This window comes from Chryseobacterium arthrosphaerae (assembly GCF_001684965.1).
In the GTDB taxonomy this organism is placed as follows: domain Bacteria; phylum Bacteroidota; class Bacteroidia; order Flavobacteriales; family Weeksellaceae; genus Chryseobacterium; species Chryseobacterium arthrosphaerae.
The window spans coordinates 2,017,966-2,039,390 of record NZ_MAYG01000001.1; the positions used below are offsets into that span (position 1 = coordinate 2,017,966).

A 21,425-nucleotide genomic window follows, 5' to 3' on the forward strand; every position below is an offset into this window, starting at 1 on the left:
ATTATATTTTTTTGATTGTTAGCTGAATTATATTGGGAGGTAAAGAATCGAATAACACTTCAATAGTATTGGCATCTATCCGCCTTACCTTAATGGGGACTGTAAACATCGTAACGGTGTCATAGGCATCAATCACAAAACTGAATGTATCAAGGTTGTGCTGTATCCTGGAGTCTCCCCTCACTCTCTCTTCGTGTCTGATTTTTTCAGCAGCGGCTTCGTCTTCAATATTTTTAATTTTATCATATATCAAGTCATTAAGCTGATTCTGATAGGTGACAGCGCCCCAGTTCGAATAGCTTCCTGTCAGCTTGATCTTATCATCAAAGATTCCATGCATCACGGTCTCTTTAAGCCATTCTATCTGGGTTCTGTTCTCTTTGATGTAGCTGACGATTTTCTGAATGTCATCAAGATTGACGTCATCAGAAGCAAGCATTGCATTGATTTCTGCAATATGTTCAAGCATTTCATTATCCTTCGCCTGAAGCATATTCACAAACTCCCTGATCTGCTCTTTTGTATAGACATTTCCTGCCTCTCCGTCTCCATCCACAGTTGCTGCCCATTTCATTTTTAGCTTTTCTTTCCATTCGGCTACATGGGCTGCTGTAAGATTGGACGCATTAAGTTTTGCCAGGACCTGATGATGTGCATTTTCATCTTCCAGGTGATCTGCAGACAGTGTTTTCCGGAAGGCTTCCTGCAAGCCCGCCACCTCATCCATCCTGATGTTTTCGTCTAAATGACGGAATGAAGAAAAGGTCTCCTTAAACTGATGTTCCGTAGGAATATCGCCTTTTTCAAACCAGCTGAAAATTATATTTAAAGGTGTACTCATGATTATTGAAATTAGTTTTGATAAAAATTGATGATTCGGGAAATGCCTGCGTGATGACAGGTAACCGCCTTGAATGAAATACAGTATTGTTGGGGCGATTTTTTGATCTCACCCTTCTTTTATCATTCTATCTTTTACTGAATTACTCATATGATCATCATCAGGAAGACCACATGGCTGTCATTTTTTGCAATTTATTTGAGACCAGCAACAGCATTTATATTTTTTCTGTTGGCTCCGTATATATTTTTGCCCCGGTGACGGTTCACATTCTTCAGCGCTCAAATTTCATCTTTCTTTCGCTCTTATAAAAGTTTTCAGGCCTCTCTATTCTGTAGTTGCAGCAGACTTTACTTTTCTGAAATGGAATGATATTTTCTGTAATTACAGGGCTCAAAATTCATTGTTTTTTATTTCAAATCCAAGTTTTCCGACCTCTCCATTCTGTAGCTGCAGTAAACTTTATTTTTTTTCGCAACGGAATGATACTTATTGAATTACAGCGCTCAAAATTTATTATTTTTTATTTCGCATACAAGTTTTACGGCCTCTCTGTTCTGTAGTTGCAGTAGCTTATACAAGCAGCCCCATTGTTTTCAGCCCGGTCATCAGAAAGTGGCATCAGGTTTCAGGCAGATTACTGAGAAATATCAGATGAAATATTATAATAAACTTTCGTATTTTTATAGAACTTAATCCATTTTTTGCCAACTGAACGTAATGGTAAGGAAGGCCAACACTAGTTATTCATGAAAAAATTAAATCCAGGTTATTTCAAATTCTTCTTTTTCAGATATGGTATCATTGTTATTCTTGTTTTTGTGGTATCAATACTGATTTATTGCATCAGCAAAGAGGAAGATGATCCTGTGAAACTGGCTTTTCCCAATATACTGGCCCTTCTGTTTTTCATATTGATATGTGTATCAGAATACCGGATGCTGGAAAAAAATCTTCCCCCTGCCGATGTTTTCCTGACAGATGACGGCCTCATCATTAACGGAATATCCTACTCTTCCGGGCAAATAGAAGAACTTACCTATATGCCTGTAAGAAACACGCTGAATAAATTTCCGTCGTATTTCTTTGAAATTAAAACCAGTGATGGCGCCGTTTTTTATTTTCTGGACAGAGACCCGAGCTGGAATGGCGAATCAGCTGTTATGAAATTATTGAACGGGCATCCTCTTTTCGCTTCAAAAACAAAAAGAAGAGAGGAATCTTCGGAGGGTTTTTCCGTGTTTAAAAAGCAGAAACAGTTGTAAAAAATCAACCCCAAACAAAATATTATTTTTCATCTTTATTAATTAATTACAGACTTAAATTTTCCCATCATGAAATTAGAATTATATCAGATAGATGCATTTACAGAAGAGATTTTCCATGGAAATCCTGCCTGCGTTGTTCCATTAAAAAGCTGGCTGCCCGATGAGATCCTTTTAAAAATAGCCCGTGAAAATGCCGTGGCAGAAACAGCCTTCTTTATCGATAACGGCAATACCATTCATCTGAGATGGTTTACCCCTGAAATTGAAATGGATTTATGCGGACATGCCACTCTGGCTACCGCCCACTGCCTGGCTTCCCTCTTAAACTATCAGCACAGCAGAATCATTTTTGAAACCAAAAGTGGTGAACTGACCGTTGATATAAAAGACGGATTTTATTATATGGATTTTCCGTCAAGAATGCCTGAACCTTCTACCCTTCCGGACACTATTGCCCAGTCTCTCAATATACAGCCAAAAGAAGTCTTCCGGTCAAGAGATTATGTTTTGGTATATGAGTCTGAAGACGACATCAGAAAAATCAGTGTTGAAAGATCCGTTTTTGACCTTATCAACCTGGACCCCGGAGGCGTTGTAGTAACAGCAGCAGGTACTGACAGTGATTTTGTTTCAAGATATTTTACCCCGCAGTCTTCCATTCTTGAAGATCCTGTAACCGGTTCTGCCCACTGCTCACTCATCCCGTTCTGGTCATCAAGATTGGAAAAAGATACACTTTTTGCCCGCCAGCTTTCTGAAAGAGGCGGCCAGCTTTATTGTGAAAACAAAAATGAAAGGGTAATTGTGGCCGGTAAAGCCAGAACATATTCAATAGGACATCTGTGGATAGAATAATGTACTCTGATCAGACGGAAGGATTGGAGGAAGAACAGTTTTTTTTAAACGCAAAGTTCATTTTTTAGTATGCTGAATTTTAGCAGGAAAATGATAGTAATAAATCTTTGCGTTAACTCTTTAGCTTAACCCCGCTGCCGCACGAATCCTTTCGTGTGGTCTAAGCATATAAACATCCAGCTAATCTAAAGCAAAACTTACGGAATATAATCCTTCAAGATGCTAGAAGATAAAAAACTGTGAGGAAGTTATTGAAGTAAAAACCACACGATACAATCGTGCGGTAGCGATGGGATTTTTTTATGCATGAACTTCAAAGACTTTTCTCTGAAAGCTTTAAAATTTCCGTAAAAATACTTAGTAATCGTTTTCAGAAGATTTTTATTTTTGCCATTTACGGAAAACCGTAAAGCCATGAAATAATGTATTTTGTATATTTGAAAAATGCATGTTTGAAGCAAAATTAACACTCCTAAAACCATGAATAAGTTAAATATAAAATCAAATTTATTAGATCACTCTGAAGCTAAGGTCAGATTACTGGGAGAATATTTAAAAAGATACTTAAGCATTATAAGTAATGACGGATTTACTGAAAAAATTTATATCTATGATCTTTTCTGTGGACAAGGCAAATATGAAAATGGTGGTTATGGAAGTCCATTAGTAGCATTAAAAAATGTTAGAGATATTTTTTTTAGTGTTATTAATCAAAAAGATTCTAAGCTTCCAAAAATAGATTGTTTTTTTAATGACATTGAAGAAATGAAAACTATTATTCTTGAAAATGTTATTAAAGAAAAAAAACTACATTATCCAAATATTGGTAATTTAACTATTACCAATAATGATTATAAAGATGAAATAAAAATTTTAAAGAATAAATTTAGAGAGTATAAAAAAGAAAAGGCTTTTGTTTTTATAGATCCTTATGGTTATAAAGAATTAAAAGCTAATGATATTAAAGAATTGATAGGAACACATAAAAAAAGTGAGATTTTATTATGGCTTCCTATACAATTTATGTATCGATTCGCAGACAAAGAAGCACCAGATGTTTTAAAAACTCTCATTTCTGATCTACAAATTAATGAAGAAGTAAAAATATTAAATAATGTTTGGGATTTTATTTATTCTTTAAAAAAAGGATTTCAAAATTATTTAGGGAATGATTATTTTGTTGATAATTTTACTCTTAAGAAAGAAGAGAATACAGTTTTTTGTTTGTATTTCTTTACATCACATATCAAAGGATTTGAAAAAATGTTAGAGTCCAAGTGGGAAATTGATGCAGAAGAAGGAAGAGGATGGGAATATTCTGGCAATACTCCCTCATTATTTTTTGACCAAAAGACTAATAGATTGGAAGAACTTTTAAAGATATTTTTAAAGTCTGAAAGAAAATTTAATTATGATTTGTATGAGTTTACTCTCCAAGCTGGCTTTCTAACTAAACATTCAACTGAAATACTAACAGACTGGCAAAATCGTGGTTTATTGGAAGTAGTTGTAACAGATACAAATTTACAAGCTAGAAAAAGATCATTTTATATAAAATACTTTAAAGCTGGTACAAAAGATAGAAAAAAGGTCTACTATATTTTAAAATAACAATACAATAATGGCACAATCTAGTATAGAATGGACAGAAATGACTTGGAACCCTACGACAGGCTGTGATAAGATTTCAGCAGGTTGTAAATTTTGCTATGCCGAAATCATGTCCAAGAGACTACAGTCAATGGGTATCGAAAAATATAAAGATAATTTTGAGATCAGAACACATGAAGAAGCCTTAAAAATCCCCTACACTTGGAGGAATTCTAAGGTTGTATTTGTAAATTCGATGAGTGATTTATTTCATAAAGATATACCTCTTGATTTTATAAAGAAAGTTTTCAAAGTAATGAATAATAATCCTCAACATGTTTTTCAAATTTTGACAAAGCGCGCAGAAAGATTATTAGAACTCCATGCTGAACTGAAATGGACTCATAATATTTGGATGGGAGTTTCTGTAGAAAATGAGAAAGTAAAAGGACGAATTGATTATTTAAGACAAACAAATGCGAGAGTTAAATTTCTATCATTAGAACCTTTAATTGGACCATTACCAAATTTAAATCTTGAAAGAATTGACTGGGTCATTGTTGGGGGCGAAAGTGGTCATAAGCCAAGACCAATTGATGCAGATTGGGTTATAGATATTCAAGAGCAATGTGAAAAAAATGAAGTGGCTTTCTTTTTTAAACAGTGGGGAGGAAAAAACAAAAAAGCAAGTGGTCGTATTCTAAATGGAAGAACCTATGATGAAATGCCTGAAATTGAATTACAACGTAGTGTATAAAAACTAAATATTATTTTTTGATATTATAAATTACATCAAAGCATATTCATTTCAATAAAACAAATGGGATTAATATCTTTTCCCATTACATATAATTAATAACCAACAAAAAAATATGGGCGAGCCTGTTTACAAACTAGAACCACTTTTTAAAACTAAAAACAATTCATCAACCTTAGAAAAGTTTGAAAATACTTTAACAGAAGAACTACTCTTCGCAATTTGTTCACCAATTGGTTCTTTAAAAGAAAGAGTTATTGAACAATTGAAGTATAAATTAGAAACGGAATATGATTATAAAGTTCACATTATAAAAATGAGTGACTTTATTGATGAATATGATTTTTCGCCTGAAGAATTAAACGACATGCCACCAATTCCAAACGGAACTCCTATTTTCAAAAAATATTTTGAAAAAATTAATAAAGGCAATATTATTAGAAAATATAACACAAATGAAAGATTAGCCGAATATGCAGTAAAAAAAATTCATATTGAAAGAGTCAAACAAGTAAAAAAAGAAGATGGTTCGCATCCAAAATCAACTGATTTTGAATCACAAAGAGTTTGTTATATTATTGATTCAATTAAAACAAAAAAAGAATTATTATTACTAAGAAAAATTTATTCCGAGAATTTTTATTCCATCAGTCTCTTTTCTCCACTTAATGACAGAAAATCAAATTTAAAATCAAAAAAATTCGAGGACACTGAAATTGTTCAAATAATAGAGATAGATGACAAACAGAAAGATGATTATGGGCAAAATGTGCGAGATGCTTTTGTAGAAGGGGATTTTTTTATTCGGATCTCAAAAGATAATGTTCCTAAAATAGAACGTAAAATATCGAGATTTTTACATTTAATTTTTGAAACATCAATAGTAACACCTACTATAGAAGAAATTGCAATGTATAATGCAAAAGCTGCTGCTGGAAATTCCGCCTGTTTATCAAGACAGGTAGGAGCATGCATAATTGATGATAAAAATAATATTCTTTCAATTGGCTGGAATGATGTTCCAAAGTTTGGTGGTAATTTGTATACAACTGATTCTAGTATTGATCATAGATGTTTCAATCATGAATTTTGTAGTAATGACAAGCAAAAAAGTGACGTTGTAGATAATATAGTATCATCAATACTATCAGATTCTCAATTTGAAACATTACAAGAAATACCAAATATTGAGTCATTATTAAGAGAGAATATCATAAATAATACTAAGGTTAAAGATTTAATTGAATTTTCAAGATCTGTCCATGCAGAAATGCATGCAATTATACAAGGAGCAGTAACAACAGGAAATAAAATCTTAGAAGGAAAGCTATTTTGTACTACATATCCTTGCCATAATTGCGCAAGACATATAATCGCTGCAGGCATTAAAGAAGTCTATTATATTGAGCCATATGTAAAAAGTTTATGTCTTACATTACACGAAGATGCAATGACAGAGAATGAAGATTCTAATGATAAAGTTAAGCTTCTAATTTTTGACGGAATATCTCCTAACAAGTATTTATCTTTTTTTACTAATTTAGCCGATAGAAAAAGAAAAGGGGATCTCATAAAAAAGGATCATAAAACTGCGAAACCCAAAAGTAGTAAATCTCTTCAAGCACTATCAACTCTAGAAGAACAGGCTGTCTTAACATTAGACTCTTAAAATATGGATAAAAAAATAACAGATAAGGAATCAATTCAATTAGAATTTGATTTCAATTATTCTTATTCATCAGAAAATATGCTTTCTAGTGATAGAACTGTTATTGCTCTGAATCATCGTCATGAAAAGATAAAAAAACAGCATCATAAGATTGCTCAAATAATAAAAATTGATGATTGTATTAATATAATAAAGAAAAAGAGAGAAACTGAAATAATTAATTTTATTGTTAATAATTCGAAATCTTTTTAAGTCAAATAAAAATGCTTAAATCTCCTACGCTACCGCACGAATCCTTTCGTGTGGTCTTAGCATATAAACATCCAGCTAATCTAAAGCAGAGCTTACGGAATATAGTCCTTCAAAGATTGTAGAATTTATTAAGATAAAAAACTTTGTGAGGAAGTTATTGAAGTAAAAACCACACAATACAATCGTACGGTAGCGATGGGATTCTATTTCAAACAAAAATCTGCGCTATGCATCAATATCGGAGAGAGTTACTTATATTTGAGGCTTAACGGAAATTATAGAATACCCTAACACTTACTATATGAAAACAAAACTTAGCTATCTGTTTATTCTGTTATATGTTCTTGTAAGTGGTCAGGAAAAATCTATCATTAATGACCTGAGGTTTTCTAACTATTTCGGGCATCCCAAAACCATCACAGAGATCATCACTTATTCACCGGATAACATTTATAAAAATATTTCCTATTATGACAAAGAGGGTTTTCTTACGAAAGTAGAATATTACAATGCTATCGGAAGCGGACCTTCTCAGGAAAGATTTATCAATAAAATTATTACCTACAAATCTAAGGACAAAGCCAAACGCTATTTTGAAGCCTTTAATCCTGGTAATAAGAAGATAGAAACTACAGGTTATTTTGAAAAAGTTTCAGATTCTCTATACAAAAGAGTTTCAAATGATCCTGTTCACAATATATCTCTTAGCAAGCTGTTTTATTTTGACAAAAATAACCGCCTGATAAAAACTGAAGAAACCGGAAATTTCTTTGAAACCCCGGTTAACAGCACTATTTTTTACACTTACATCAATGGAATGAGAAGTGAAACCCTTCTTGAAGATGCCACTAAGCAAAAAAAATCTAAGCTCGTTTATAAGAATGTAAAGCTTGATCCGCAAGCCAACTCCATTTATGAAGAATTAACAGATGATCAGGGAGCAATACAACAAAAAACAGAAAGAATATTTGAGTATTATTAACCACGCTGGTTCAGCACTTTCATAAAAAACATAGAATTCAAATGCAAAGGCTGAAGGTACTTTCTAAGAGCCTCCAGACATTTCAAAAGTATCCGGAAGGATTTTCCCAACTGTCTGCACCCCCTTCAAAAATAATCTGCAATACTTACCCAAGTGTCCGGATTCATTTACAGAAATATCTCCAACTACTTCCCTGGTCGCTCTGACCACTTAAAGAACTGTCTACAAACCCTTAGATAAGTGTATTTGACAATGATATCAGTGTGTCCTGAAACCTATAAACCGCCTGCAGACCGTTATCTAACGGGCTCTACCCACTTATCATACCCCCTCGAGGGACTTCTGAACCGTCTCTACCCGGTTGGTCAACGGGTTTCATCCCCTTAGGTAAGGGGGTAAAGAAGAATAGAATGGAATATCCCGCTCCCGCACGAATCCTTTCGTGTGGTCTTTGCATATAAATGAAAATATCTTGTTAATCAAAAACAAAACTTACGGAATATAATCCTTCAAGATTCTAGAGATAAGAAATTTTTTGAGGAAGTTATTGAAGTAAAAACCACACGATACAATCGTGCGGTAGCGATGAAAGTTTTACAAGTTACAGCAAAATCATAATAATTAAAATTTCTGTATCTTGGTATCAGTCAACCAATAAGCATGGAAATCATCAATTACACCAACATTTTCAGAGAAAACTGTATTGAAATCTTCAAAAGTAATCTGCCTAAGTTTTTTGCTATGGAAGAATTGCCGCTTTACGAAAGCTTTTTAGATCAACATACTGATGAGGACTATTTTGTTGTTCGATCAGGTGGCCAGATAGTGGGATGTGGCGGTGTTTTTTTAGATGCAAAGAATAACAGGGCGGGATTGTCCTGGGGAATGGTTCATGCAGACTATCATGGAAAAGGAATAGGAAAGGCTTTTACCCAATACCGGATTGATTTATTAAAAAAGATTTATCCTTCACTCCCCTACACTATTGAAACGTCACAACATACCGCTGAGTTTTATAAAAAGAACGGATTCAGAACGGTAGAGATTATACAGGATGGCTTCAGTAAGGGAATTGACAGATATACCATGATCATGGAAGTATCCGGAACGTGATGCATTTTATGCTTAAATTCGATACCATAAGTTTATTTTTCATCGCCATATTTCATTACTTTTGAGAATAAAATAATCAATCACCCGAAATGGAAAATAATCAACATGAAATACAGCTCAGACCCACAACCATTGCAGATTTAGACACGCTTTTTCAGTTTCAGCTTGATCCTGAAGGCAGACATCTTGCAGCCTTCATGTCACAGGATTCTACAAATAAAGAAGCTTACCTGGCCAAGTACACCAGATTACTGGCTGATCCAACGGTCAACAACCAGACTATTATGGCTGATTCTGTGATCGCAGGAAGTATTGCAAAATTTATCATGGAAGGTGATGCAGAAATCACGTATTGGATTGACAGAGAGTTTTGGGGAAAAGGCATTGCCACAACAGCATTGAAAGATTTTCTGAAGATTGAAACAACCAGACCTATTTTTGGACGGGTTGCTTTTGACAATTTGGGTTCACAGAAGGTTCTGGAAAATTGCGGATTTGTAAAAATAGGTACTGACAGAGGTTTTGCGAATGCCAGACAAACAGAGATTGAGGAATTTATTTACAGACTGGAGTCCTAATGACTTAATCATTTTTCCCTAATTTTTCCGGCTTCCTCAATATTGTATGTAATTCTGTTATCCAGATGTATTAAAGAGGCAAAAGTATCCTTATATTCATCAAAGATGCTCTTCTCATAATGAACAAGGACCGGAAATAACTGGCTGGCCTGATAATGTCTTTTATTTTGTAAGGCATTTTTCATTGCCTGCTCTATTTCCCTGAAAAGTGGTCTGCAGTCTTTCTTCAACAGAAATTCCTTGAGATCTGATTCAAAGAAACTGTTGCCATACAGGTCTAAAAGCCGTTTGATATAAGGATATAAGTCCTGTTCGCTTTTGCCATTAAAGGTCGCAATATACAACGCATTTGCCATCACATCATATACATTATCTTCACCATAGAGCCTGTGGAGTTCAAAATTTTCTTTTCCCGCCCATTTTTCAGTGATGAACCGATTGAGGAATTCAAATCCTTCCGGTATAGCCCATGAGACCAGAATAAGCATTGCCTGATAAGCAATATACCGGTCGTAGCTATAAAGAAGTGCTTTCAAACCTTCTACCCTGTCAGCATTTTTTTGTTCAAGAAGCTGTACTTCGCTCAGGTCATAGCCTTCATATCCTTCTTCATTATAGTAATACAGCAGATCATTCTTCTCATTATATCTCCTGATATAATTGAAAGCAAAGATATAATCATTGATCCGGGAGTGAGGTATTGTAATTTCATCCCCAATTTCACCTTCGTCATGATGAACAATCATAACCTCATTGTCTTTCGCAGTGAATATCAATTTTCCCACCTCAAGTTGAGCATGAGCACCTGTTTTTATTTTTTCAAAAAAATCACCCAGTTTTCCTGCCTGCCCAATGCTAATCCTGATCTCCGATATGGAATGGCAATCCCTGATATGATAAACATTTTCCTGTTTTCTGTAATCGATTATAAAATACCGGTCATATAAAATGACCTTCTCATAGTTTCCTCTTTGTATCATTCTTTCTTCCAACTCAAATGAACCTTGAATAAAGTCAGCATGATCCTCCCAGCTATTAAAGCAGTTGCGGTGAACATAGTTTCTCACAAAAGAAGCAAGTGGTGAATCCGGATCTGCAATGTAAGGTAATAGCAGAGATTCTTTGAAACCGCCGATCAGCTCTCCACAAAGTGAGCATCGGGTTATATTTTTAATATAGAAAGACATCGTGTATTGTTCATCGGTTAAATAGTTTTTTACAGCTCTTCCGGTTGCAGGCTTCTTATGATTTTAAAAAATTAAATATACAATTTATACCCGTGCCATACTCTATAAAAGACAGCGCCACTTAAAAAGATAAGTGGTGCTGCTTTTACATCCGGATTGATTCAGGAAACCGGGATCAAACCGATTTCAAATCATCTCAGTTTTGCATTCATAGTTTCATATTTACCGTTTGATCACTTTTACTGTTTTTACAACCTCATCGGCTGCATTTACTGTAATCAGATAAACTCCAGATACCAATCCGGAAACATCAATGCTTCCTTTAGTATCATTGATCGTCTTCGTAAGTACCTGCTGTCCTGATGCATTGTAAACCATTACCGAAAGAATCTTACGGTCAAACGAAACGGTCAGGATATCCTGCACCGGATTTGGATAGACTTTCAGGTGATCTGCCTTTACAGAAACCTCATCAACCGTTAAACCGGCTTTAGCGAAAGCTGAAGCTTTGTTTACAGCCCCACTACCCGTACCACAGGCAACAGGTGTAAAGATTTTCTTTTGAACCGTAGTACCGTCTCCTATCTGCCCCCTAAAATTATAGCCGCTGATTGCTAAAAATCCTTGAGCATTGATAGCAAGTGTATGGTGAGTTCCTGATTCAATGCTTTGCCAATCAGTTGCAGTTCCGATAAGCATTGGTGCAGATCTGTTCGTCTCTGTTCCATCTCCTAATTGCCCCCAGCTGTTATTTCCCCAGGTCCATAGTGTGCCATCTGTTTTTATGGCAATAACAGAACCGTATTCACCGATTTTAACACTTTTCCAGTTTACTCCTGTTCCTACCTGAGTCGGAATATTCTTTGGACTTGTGGTTCCATCTCCTAATTGCCCCGAACTATTATACCCCCAGCTCCATAGTGTTCCATCTGTTCTGATTCCTATCGAAAAACCGTTTCCTGTATCAACAGTTTTCCAGTTCGTTGCAGTTCCGATTTGAACAGGCGAACTTACTGATATTGTAGTTCCGTCACCTAATTGCCCTTTGGCATTATCTCCCCAGCCCCATAATGTTCCGTCTGCTTTTATAGCAAGGGTATGAGATTCTGAAGAGGTTACGCTTAGCCAGTCTGTTGAGGTTCCTATTTGTACAGGTATGCTTTTGTTAACAATTGTACCGTCACCTAACTGTCCAAATCTATTATAACCCCAGCCCCAGAGTGTACCATCTGCCTTTATAGCAAATGTATGATATTCCCCGGTTGCAATATCTGCCCAGTCTGCTGCGGCTCCTACCTGCATTGGGATATTTCTATTGGCTGTAGTACCATCACCTAACTGTCCGTAATAATTATCTCCCCAGGTCCATATCGTTCCATCTGCTTTCATCCCTAGTGAAAAAGAAGACCCGGCAGCTATTTTCGCCCAATTATTTCCGGTTCCGATTCGTGTTGGGGTATTTCTGTTTATTGTAGTTCCATCACCTATCTGCCCTTTGGCATTATCTCCCCAGCACCATAGCGTTCCGTCTGTTTTGAGTCCCATTGTAAAATAAGCACCACCACTCACACTTTGCCAACAGCCTGTTTCAGTTGTAGGAAGTGTAGTAAATGAACCTCCCGGCACCCAGATATACGGAGTGAATCCACAATTAGATGCTACCCACCAATAGTAAGTAGTGTCAGGTAATAAGTTCGTCAAGTCTGCCGTTGTTGATGTAAAAGGAACACTTCCCTGAATACCACCAACCGCTGGACTGGTACTGTAAAGATACACATAGCCCTGACCAGGAGTTACTGTAGCTTCTGTCCAGCTAATAGTAGCCTTTGTAGAAGTAACATTCGTTGTAGAGGTAACATTGTTTGTTGAAAATGACGTTGTCGGAGGAATACAATATCCAGGACAAGCCATAGGAGTGAAAGTATTTTTATGAACTTTAGTCCCGTCACCTAACTGCCAGCTATCATTTCGTCCGCAGGATTTCACAAAACCGTCAAACTTTTGTACAAGAATATGGCTTTCTCCGGCAAAAACCCTCATATTGTCTGAAGAGGAATCTACCTGTGCAGGGGATGTAACGCTTCCTCCGGATGTACCATTACCTAACTGTCCAAAGCTATTGCTTCCCCAGGCCCAAAGTGTTCCGTCTGCCTTTGTTGCATAGGTAAAACCATTTCCGGCTGCTACAGTCTGCCAGTTGGTTGCAGTTCCTATTTGGATCTGGGTATTTTTTGAAATTGTGGTTCCGTCTCCCAGTTGCCCCCAGCTATTATAACCCCAGGCCCATAATGTTCCGTCTGTTCTGAGTCCTACCGAATGCTGAGTTCCGGTATCAATACTTTTCCAGTTGGTGGCAGTTCCAATTTGTGTTGGAATATTTTTTGAAACTGAAGTTCCGTCTCCCAGTTGTCCTGAAGTGTTAATTCCCCATCCCCAAAGTGTTCCATCCGTTTTTATGGCTAACGTCTGATAATTGGCAGCACGAATGCTTTTCCAGTTCGTGGCCGTTCCTACTTGTGTCGGGATAGTATTTGCATTTGTAGTTCCGTCTCCCAGTTGTCCATAGCCGTTACGTCCCCATGTCCATAGCGTTCCATCTGTTTTGATCCCTACTGAATGTTCTGCTCCACCGCTAAGACTTTGCCAGTCCGTTGCAGTTCCTATCTGGATCGGAGCCGTTTTGCTAATTAAAGTCCCGTCTCCTAATTGTCCATATTTATTATCTCCCCATGCCCACAACGTCCCGTCTGTTTTAATGGCAAGTGTATGTCTACTGCCCACATAAACGTTTTTCCAATTCGCTGAAGTTCCTATTTGTACAGGCACTGATCTCACGTATGTGGTTCCATCTCCTAATTGTCCTGCTGTATTACTTCCCCATGCCCACAATGTTCCGTCTGTTTTGATCCCTACCGAGTGGTCTACTCTTGTGATAAGGGTTTTCCAACAGCCTGTAAAAGGTGTGGTCTGAACATCAATCACATTTCTAAAAACCGGCCCCCAAACACCCGTATTATCTTTGATACGGACATTTAGTACATGTAAGCCATTAGCAGGTAACGTAATTCCGGCATCAGTCAGCTGCTCAAAAGAACTGTCAAAACTGGCGTCAGCAGCTAATAAAGCGGTTCCATTTCCTTCTCCCGGATCAGTATCCCAAAAATATTCTGCCTGAGAAATAGCCATTATTGGAGAGGCTGAAGTCTGCTGAACATTAATGACATTGGTAAAAACCGGTCCCCAGATTCCCATATTATCTTTGATGCGGACACTGAATTTATGCAGACCACCACCCGGTGTGGCAACTCCTGTTTTACTGAGCTGCTCAAAAACACTGTCAAAGTTTCCGTCAGCAGCCAGTACGGGATTCCCGTTTCCGGCTCCCGGATCTGCATCCCAAAAATATTCTGCCTGAGAAACAGCTATTTTTGTAAATCCCTCATTGGACTGAACTTCAATAATATTGGTAAAAACCGGTCCCCAAACTCCCGTATTGTCTTTGATACGGATACAGAATTTGTGTAAGCCGACACCCGGTGTGGCAATATCTGTTTGGGAAATCTGTTCTACAACATCGTCAAAAGTGCCATCGGCAGCCAGTACCGGAGTTCCGTTTCCTGTTCCGGGATCGGTATCCCAGAAATATTCTGCCTGGCTGATCGATACCTGTGCCGGACACAGCATGACCATAAACAGGGCAATTATACTATAGATATAATTTTTCATACTCTTATATCATTAGATGTTATTTAGAAAAACCAGATCCGCTGATGTTAAAAGTTCCGCTGGTAACTGTTCTTGGCGTTGAAAGGTAGTTGACCTGAGGTTTATTGTTGTTATTGGCCGGCCAGTAATTAGCCCAGCTGTTAGAACCACCATAGTGTCCGGCATCGTTTCTGGTCAGGTCCAAATCGGTATATTTTACGGCAGGGTTTCCGGCATTCAGATTCATACCGGCTACAGTATATGCTACGGTGTCGAAGTTCAGACTCGCAGATCCGGTATTGTCGTTTTGAGTCATATTACCTTCTGTTATAAAAGAATTGGTAAATATATTGTAGCTGGCTGCAATGCTAACGGTATTGCTTTTATTTTGAATGCAGGAATTGGTTGCCCCCACCACAAAAGAAGCGGCATTATTCATAATGGTAATATTTCCCGGATTTGTATTATTGACTCCCAGGTTGACATAAAATGGTGCGAAATCTGCGGGATAAGCATTATAGACCGTATTGTTGATGATTTCGTTAGAGCTTCCGGGTTTGATATTATAAATATAAATACCGGAACAGAAGTTATTGTTAAATTTAAAATTATAATTGGGCTGTGAATTTGAGATAAATGAATGGGATACATTGCCATATACCTCAATATCAGATCCTATAGGACTGCTGTCCTGGGTAGCCACCACGGCAATGCTCAGCGCCTTATTGGCAGTACATCTTCCATGAGAAAACTTCAGGTTTCCACTGATTGTACAGCCGGAAATATTGGTTGTGAAATTGACTTTATCTGTTAAAACATTATGCAGATCACAGTTCACAATATTTAGGAAGGTTCTTCCTGTACCAATTGGAAAGGTAGCCTCCACATTATAACTGCCGGAATTTCCTGAACTCAGATTGCTGATCGTAACCGTTCTTCCTGTAGCCGGATTGATACTCACATTGCCCTGAATGATATATTTGGCATAACTGGTTTCAGAAACAAAAGTCAATGATTTGTTGATTATAATATTTTCTACATAAGCCTCTCCGTTCGCTTTGGGCTGAATGATGATACGATCACCGTCTGAGGCCGCTGTAATTGCTGTACTTACGGTAGGATAAGCGCCACCGGCTCCCCCGTTTCTAACATATAAATCGGCTGCAAAAGCCATAGTACCTGATAAGCCTGTGAAGGCCATGATAAGTAGTTTCTTTTTCATAATAGTAATAAAAATTAATAAGTTTAATATGAGTTATATTTTTTTAAAAAATAGTCCGCCTGTTCCCACTTTCTCCTGCCATTTTTTTTCGAAGCAGAGGATTTATGGTGTAAGGAATTAAATCAATGAATCAATATTGAGATAAAAAATATCCTGCCTGATAACAGTAATGCAGCAGCATAACTGACAACATCCATCTTCTCCGGATTTCAATACAGGCATTTCGCATCCGGGGCTGAAAGCAAAATCATGGTAATACTTTTCATACCGGATACTCTTCATCTCTGAGGTACGGAAATAATGCGATAACCTTATAAGGCTTTATAAGACTTGCTGCTCTAAAGGAAATTTTGAGGATTTACTGCTGTTTTAAACTGTCTGAAACAATTCAGTTCTCAGGTATTCGTAAAGATAAATACAATGGATTGTTTGTTTTCATGGTCTGATGAGTTTTGAAGTTTGGTTTTTAGTTTTTTATTGAAAACAACATGATCGGTTATAATCATTTTATGTTGTTGATTACAAAAGTATATTTTTATTATGGATCTTCAAATAGGGTATGAAAAATAATATGATTGTCATTTAACTTTTCTTCAAAAAAATTAACTTCTTATTTTATGATAACAATAATTTATCTAACATTGCAAAAAAACCGTGAAAAACCCAAAAATTTACTAATGAAAAAAGATGAAATAGCCAGACAAAAATTATTTGACGGAAATGAAGAAAAATGCCTGCAGGAAGTTTTTGAAATTAAAAATCAAAAAATAAAATTGATTGATCTCTACAATAGTCCTTTAACAGCTTTAAAAAACGAAATAGATAATACCCGCTTCGACCTCATCGTTAAAGAAAGTCAATTCAATCTGGTCAACAGCTTTACTGAAAAATACATTTCCGAAGATGGACTGGAAATTAATTACCTCAAAAACAATGACATGATCTTCCTTTTTTCATACGGAGAATATCAACCGGGAAGGTATATGCTATTTTTAGAGGGGGTCTGGCATTACAACTTATCGTAAATAAAAACAGAGATCAATGCTCCATCTCTGATGTCAATTTAAGATCAGGTCACCGTTCAGAATTGCTGTTACTTCCAGGAATTCATTTCATAATGCAACGCATTTTTTCTCATGTCTTCTATCCTGCCTTCAAGGGCTTCAATACCTCTGCGTAAATAATCTTCCTTTTCAGATTCACTTAAGGTATAGAGAACATCAAATCCCAGGTTTGACCAGATCACCGGAACAGACAACTGAATAGTACCTTCGTGATCAAAAATATAATATTCCCAATCCTCTTTTTCCAGGATATCTCTGTCATTTACCATTTCAATGAACACTTCCAGCCTGTTGGAAGGTATTCCTAAAAAATCAAAAGTGATATAAAATTTTTCATTCCTGGGAACCCTGAACGAGATTCCTTTGAAGGATAAGATCAGTTCATTTTCTTCTTCAAAAACCTTGGCAGGTAACTTGAACCGCTGTCTTTCATCGGGAAGCAGTCTATTTTCAGGAACCGGTTCAGTAGTATACGCAGGTGATATAAAAGCTTTTTCGTAAGCTTGTATTTCCTCATTCTTTGTATTGAACAGTCTTATTCCGTTCCTGGCCAGTCTGCCGGTATCGTTGGAGAAGTAAAACCTCCGTTCCCCGCCACTATGGTTGGTGATTTCCAAATAGAGTATAAAACGGTTCGCTTCAAGATGATAAGAAATATCATGTTTCATATTTACAGCATTCATCATAGCTTTATTTTGCATTATAGGTTCAGTAAAGGGAAATATCTGGATTCAGAGACCCGTTTTATAGCACCGACATTAAGTCAATTTTTTGGCAAATGTAAATAAACCCGGGTTTATTTCAGCATATTATTTCAAAGTAATTATCTGACTATGAATAAATTTCATTTGTTTTCATGTTTTAGCTTTTTTAAAATTAAGAAAAATATTGTTTTCACTCTAACGAAAAGAAATCATGATGAAGAATTCCTTTGTGATTTCCTTTCAAAATAAGAGGTTAAATATCATTTTCAGAGTCTTTAAATGACTAAATTAGCCATGAATTAAAATGCGTTAAGGTTTTTATGAAAAATATATTCTGTCTATTGCTGTTCTCTGCTGTACAACCTGTACTGGCACAAACTAAATTAGAAAAAGCAATCACCAATCTTGAGGATAATTACGAACAGGAAAAAGTATACTTGCTTACCGACAAATCACAATATGCTGCGGGTGACAAAATCTGGTTTAAAAGTTTTGTATTTAACGGCTACAACCGTTCTCCTTTGTCTACCACCCTGTTTGTAGAACTGTACGGTTCTGATAAAAAACTGATCGACTGGAAAACGGTACTTCTGACCAATGGTGAAGGCAGCGGGGATTTTCAGCTGAAAGAAGATCTTCCAGAACAGGTATATTTTGTAAGAGCTTACACGCCTTATATGACCAATTTCAGTGAAGATTTTCAGATCGTTAAAACAATTCCTGTCTATAATCCGTCTTCTTCAGAATCATTGGTCATCTCCAAAAGTTCCGACTGGTCTGCAAAAGCTTTTCCCGAAGGAGGAAGTTTTATTACCGGCATCCCTACGAAATTTGCCGTAAGGTTATCAAGCGAAACCTCTTTGCCGGAAAGCTGGTCCGGAAAAATAATCGATGCCCAAAACCCCAATGTTTCTATTACAACGTTTACATCTTTTGATAAAAACGTAGGAGCTTTTACAATAACACCTGCTTCCGGAAAAAAATACCAGGCCGTCATTCAGGACAATACAGGTAAAAGCAAAACGATAGATCTGCCACAGGCCACAGACACCGGACTCCATCTGGATGTGATCAGCTCTAAAGACGGGATAAAATATACCTTAAAAGGCGCAAACCTGAAACAGCAGCTTCAAAATTATAAAATTGTAGGAACCATCAATAATCATCTTGCCTACAAAGCCAACATCAAGCAACTTACCAATGAAGCATCCAGTCTTATTCCTGTAAAAGTAAGCAACGGGGCTAACGGGATCTTACAATTAGCCATTTTTGATGAACAGGACAATCTGGTAGCGAAAAGGCTCTGCTTTATAAAACCCGGTGATTTAAAGATTGAGAAAGCAGAAATTATAAGCCAGAGTATAAAATCCACACCAAGATCTTTCAACAGTATTGATCTTTCCCCGGAATCTTACTTTAAAAATTATACTGTAGTGGTAAGTGAAGATGACGGAGGCAACAAGCCCGAGGAAGAGAATATCCTGAGCGGACTCTGGTTAACAGGAGATTTTACCACAAAAATAGACCGTCCGGCACAGTATTTTTCTAAAAATGCCAATAGTGAAGCCCTGGACGCCCTGCTTATTTCTGAAAGCTGGAAAAGGTTTGACTGGAATTCCGTGCTCAGCGGTGCTGCTCCTTCTATCAAAACAGAGTCTCCAAAGTTTCTTTCTTACAGGGTAAAGCCTATTAAAAATAATGCCCTGCTCATCAACAGCAATGTCAATTTATTGTTGAAATTAGGTAAGAATGAACCTTCCTTCAATCAGTTCAAAACAGATCAGAACGGATATATCTATTTAAATAACCTCAGCAATGATGAGCCTCTGGAAGTTTCAGTATTTGTCAATTCAGACACCAATAAAGACACCAATGCCGGTAATCTCTTCGTTACTGTAGAACCATTGGTGAATCCCACACCATTTACAGGCAATCTGCCCGGTACAAATTATAAACTGGTAAAAACCGGTGGAAACAAAACCCTGCCTGCAACAATTTCCAAAGCCATCAACACGCAAAAAAACATAAAAAAAGCAGAGAGTGCCGGTATACAAATTGAACAGGTAAAATTAACCGGGAAAAAGAAAGACCCAAAAGCAGAATTGGATAAGCTTCTGTCTACCGGTATGTTCAGCTCCAGCAATTCTACAGTATTTGACTTCGTGAATGAAGACCAGCATGTCTCCGGATCTGCCAATATATTAGACTGGCTTCAGGGAAGGGCGGCCGGTTTATCATTCCAAAGAAACAGCTCGGGAGTCAATGTACCTTATATCCGGGGCCAGCAGGCTAAACTCTATCTGGATGAAGTGCTTACCGACCCTTCGATGATTGCGAATCTTCCTGTGATCAATATTGCTATGGTAAAAATTATCAAAGGATCAGGATTGATAGGTGATGCAGTAGCCGTCTACACATTAAAAGGCGATATGAAATCTAAGAATAAAGAAAAATCAACCCAGAATACCAATAATTCTTCCATTATAAAAGGCTATGACAGACCTTCGGAATTCCTTGTTGAAATGATAGATGACGATTCTCCGGCAAAAATTGAAAATGATACCCGGGAAACCCTGTACTGGAATCCCAATTTATTCGACAGCGATTATGTGCCGCCAAGAATTAAATTTTTCAACAATGACAGCGCGAAGCAATATAAAGTGCAGATCATAAGCTTCGATGAAGATGATCATATTCTTTATCAGAATGAAATTTTCAAATAATATTATTTAATAACAAAGCCTTTCAGTTTTTCTGAAAGGCTTTGTTATTTTTTTATACCTCTATCTGATTAAAAAGAAATGAGCCCAATCATACTTCGAATCTCTGCACATTGTCTGGTTTTATATTTCTTAGAAATGCCGTTATCAGCAATACAATACAAATCTTTTTTTATCCGTCAGCCGGCCATTACTTTCTATGGTCAGTTCCTGTAAATGAATTAAGTTTTTAAAGTAAATAATTTGCGTTGAAAATTTTGATACATTCATATCAGAAAATAACTTATGAAAAAATCTCTTCCAATTCTTCTGTTTTTTCTTTCAGGAACAATCGGGTTGTATGCCCAAAAAACGGGTGATAAAGATCATTATACCTTCGAAGTACAAAATGAAGAGGGAGATCTGAATAAAGACCAACGCAAAGACAAAGTAGTGATAGAAATGGATATAAAGGATGAAACCAGGCCATTGAGGGTACAGATATTCCTCTCGCAGCCTGATCAAAAGCTCCATCTCGCAGTTTCTTCCACCCAACTCATTGAAAGTGAATACCCGATTGATAAGAAAGGAAAACATAATGGTAATCCCCTTCCGATGTTGATCATTGAAGATGGCAACTTAAAAATGCTTACTGATATTAACGGCCAGAAAAGCTGCTATGAATTCAGATACCACCAGAATAATTTTGAACTGATTAAAATATCCCGTGTATACTGGAACGGAAAAAATACAACCTTTGAAACTGAAATCGATTTATTAGCACAGACCCAGTTACATTTTGAGCAGGAATTAGGCTCAGATGAGATCTTCAATAAAAGGACAAAAAAGATCAGAATTGCGTCATTACCCAAAATCCAGGATCTGAGTTTTTCTGATCTGGAGAAATATTAAAACTTCCAGGGTAACAAAAGCCTCCAC

17 protein-coding genes are annotated in these 21,425 nt (G+C 36.7%); 12 read left to right on the forward strand and 5 right to left on the reverse strand.

The window, feature by feature from the left end; translation table 11 throughout:
• Position 1: 1 nt before the first annotated feature.
• A complete protein-coding gene (locus BBI00_RS09160; RefSeq protein ID WP_065398472.1) occupies positions 2 to 841 on the reverse strand; it encodes a hypothetical protein in 840 nt (279 codons plus the stop codon).
• 749 nt (positions 842 to 1,590) lie between these two features.
• On the opposite strand from BBI00_RS09160, the gene BBI00_RS09165 reads away from it, so the two are divergent.
• From BBI00_RS09165 to BBI00_RS09210, 9 genes are all read left to right on the forward strand, one after another.
• Positions 1,591 to 2,106 (forward strand): hypothetical protein, encoded by a 516-nt coding sequence (locus BBI00_RS09165; protein ID WP_065398473.1) that lies wholly within the window; start codon positions 1,591 to 1,593, stop codon positions 2,104 to 2,106.
• Between the two features lie 69 nt (positions 2,107 to 2,175).
• Positions 2,176 to 2,964, forward strand: a complete 789-nt coding sequence (locus tag BBI00_RS09170) for a PhzF family phenazine biosynthesis protein (protein WP_065398474.1) — start codon at positions 2,176 to 2,178, stop codon at positions 2,962 to 2,964.
• Positions 2,965 to 3,444: 480 nt separating this feature from the next.
• Complete coding sequence (gene tcmP, locus BBI00_RS09180) at positions 3,445 to 4,575, forward strand: three-Cys-motif partner protein TcmP (RefSeq protein ID WP_065398476.1); 1,131 nt, start codon at positions 3,445 to 3,447, stop codon at positions 4,573 to 4,575.
• A 10-nt stretch (positions 4,576 to 4,585) separates the two neighbouring features.
• Positions 4,586 to 5,311 carry a DUF5131 family protein gene (locus BBI00_RS09185; RefSeq protein WP_065398477.1) on the forward strand — a complete coding sequence of 242 codons (726 nt, stop codon included), beginning with the start codon at positions 4,586 to 4,588 and terminating at the stop codon, positions 5,309 to 5,311.
• A gap of 115 nt (positions 5,312 to 5,426) precedes the next feature.
• Positions 5,427 to 6,980 (forward strand): anti-phage dCTP deaminase, encoded by a 1,554-nt coding sequence (locus tag BBI00_RS09190; RefSeq protein ID WP_065398478.1) that lies wholly within the window; start codon positions 5,427 to 5,429, stop codon positions 6,978 to 6,980.
• 3 nt (positions 6,981 to 6,983) lie between these two features.
• Positions 6,984 to 7,232 (forward strand): hypothetical protein, encoded by a 249-nt coding sequence (locus BBI00_RS09195; RefSeq protein WP_065398479.1) that lies wholly within the window; start codon positions 6,984 to 6,986, stop codon positions 7,230 to 7,232.
• Between the two features lie 301 nt (positions 7,233 to 7,533).
• Positions 7,534 to 8,214 carry a hypothetical protein gene (locus tag BBI00_RS09200; protein ID WP_065398480.1) on the forward strand — a complete coding sequence of 227 codons (681 nt, stop codon included), beginning with the start codon at positions 7,534 to 7,536 and terminating at the stop codon, positions 8,212 to 8,214.
• Between the two features lie 660 nt (positions 8,215 to 8,874).
• Entirely contained in the window at positions 8,875 to 9,327 is a 453-nt protein-coding gene (locus tag BBI00_RS09205; protein WP_065398481.1) for a GNAT family N-acetyltransferase, read from the forward strand.
• Between the two features lie 89 nt (positions 9,328 to 9,416).
• Positions 9,417 to 9,905 carry a GNAT family N-acetyltransferase gene (locus BBI00_RS09210; protein WP_065398482.1) on the forward strand — a complete coding sequence of 163 codons (489 nt, stop codon included), beginning with the start codon at positions 9,417 to 9,419 and terminating at the stop codon, positions 9,903 to 9,905.
• Between the two features lie 8 nt (positions 9,906 to 9,913).
• On the opposite strand, the gene BBI00_RS09215 is transcribed toward BBI00_RS09210, so the two are convergent.
• The 3 genes from BBI00_RS09215 to BBI00_RS09225 form a co-directional block, all read right to left on the reverse strand.
• Positions 9,914 to 11,092 carry a hypothetical protein gene (locus tag BBI00_RS09215; RefSeq protein ID WP_065398483.1) on the reverse strand — a complete coding sequence of 393 codons (1,179 nt, stop codon included), beginning with the start codon at positions 11,090 to 11,092 and terminating at the stop codon, positions 9,914 to 9,916.
• 222 nt (positions 11,093 to 11,314) lie between these two features.
• Complete coding sequence (locus BBI00_RS09220; protein ID WP_065398484.1) at positions 11,315 to 14,818, reverse strand: T9SS type A sorting domain-containing protein; 3,504 nt, start codon at positions 14,816 to 14,818, stop codon at positions 11,315 to 11,317.
• Positions 14,819 to 14,837: 19 nt separating this feature from the next.
• Positions 14,838 to 16,019, reverse strand: coding sequence for a hypothetical protein (locus tag BBI00_RS09225; RefSeq protein ID WP_123902251.1), 1,182 nt, complete (start codon positions 16,017 to 16,019; stop codon positions 14,838 to 14,840).
• Positions 16,020 to 16,696: 677 nt separating this feature from the next.
• On the opposite strand from BBI00_RS09225, the gene BBI00_RS09230 reads away from it, so the two are divergent.
• Entirely contained in the window at positions 16,697 to 17,044 is a 348-nt protein-coding gene (locus BBI00_RS09230; protein ID WP_065398486.1) for a hypothetical protein, read from the forward strand.
• A gap of 68 nt (positions 17,045 to 17,112) precedes the next feature.
• Here the strand turns inward: BBI00_RS09230 and BBI00_RS09235 are convergent, their stop codons facing one another.
• Entirely contained in the window at positions 17,113 to 17,769 is a 657-nt protein-coding gene (locus BBI00_RS09235; protein ID WP_123902252.1) for a hypothetical protein, read from the reverse strand.
• Positions 17,770 to 18,107: 338 nt separating this feature from the next.
• On the opposite strand from BBI00_RS09235, the gene BBI00_RS09240 reads away from it, so the two are divergent.
• Together BBI00_RS09240 and BBI00_RS09245 are read left to right on the forward strand one after the other, a co-directional pair.
• Positions 18,108 to 20,510: a hypothetical protein gene (locus BBI00_RS09240; RefSeq protein WP_065398488.1), complete on the forward strand. Its 2,403-nt coding sequence runs from the start codon at positions 18,108 to 18,110 to the stop codon at positions 20,508 to 20,510.
• A 282-nt stretch (positions 20,511 to 20,792) separates the two neighbouring features.
• Positions 20,793 to 21,398 (forward strand): hypothetical protein, encoded by a 606-nt coding sequence (locus BBI00_RS09245; protein WP_065398489.1) that lies wholly within the window; start codon positions 20,793 to 20,795, stop codon positions 21,396 to 21,398.
• Positions 21,399 to 21,425: the final 27 nt, after the last annotated feature.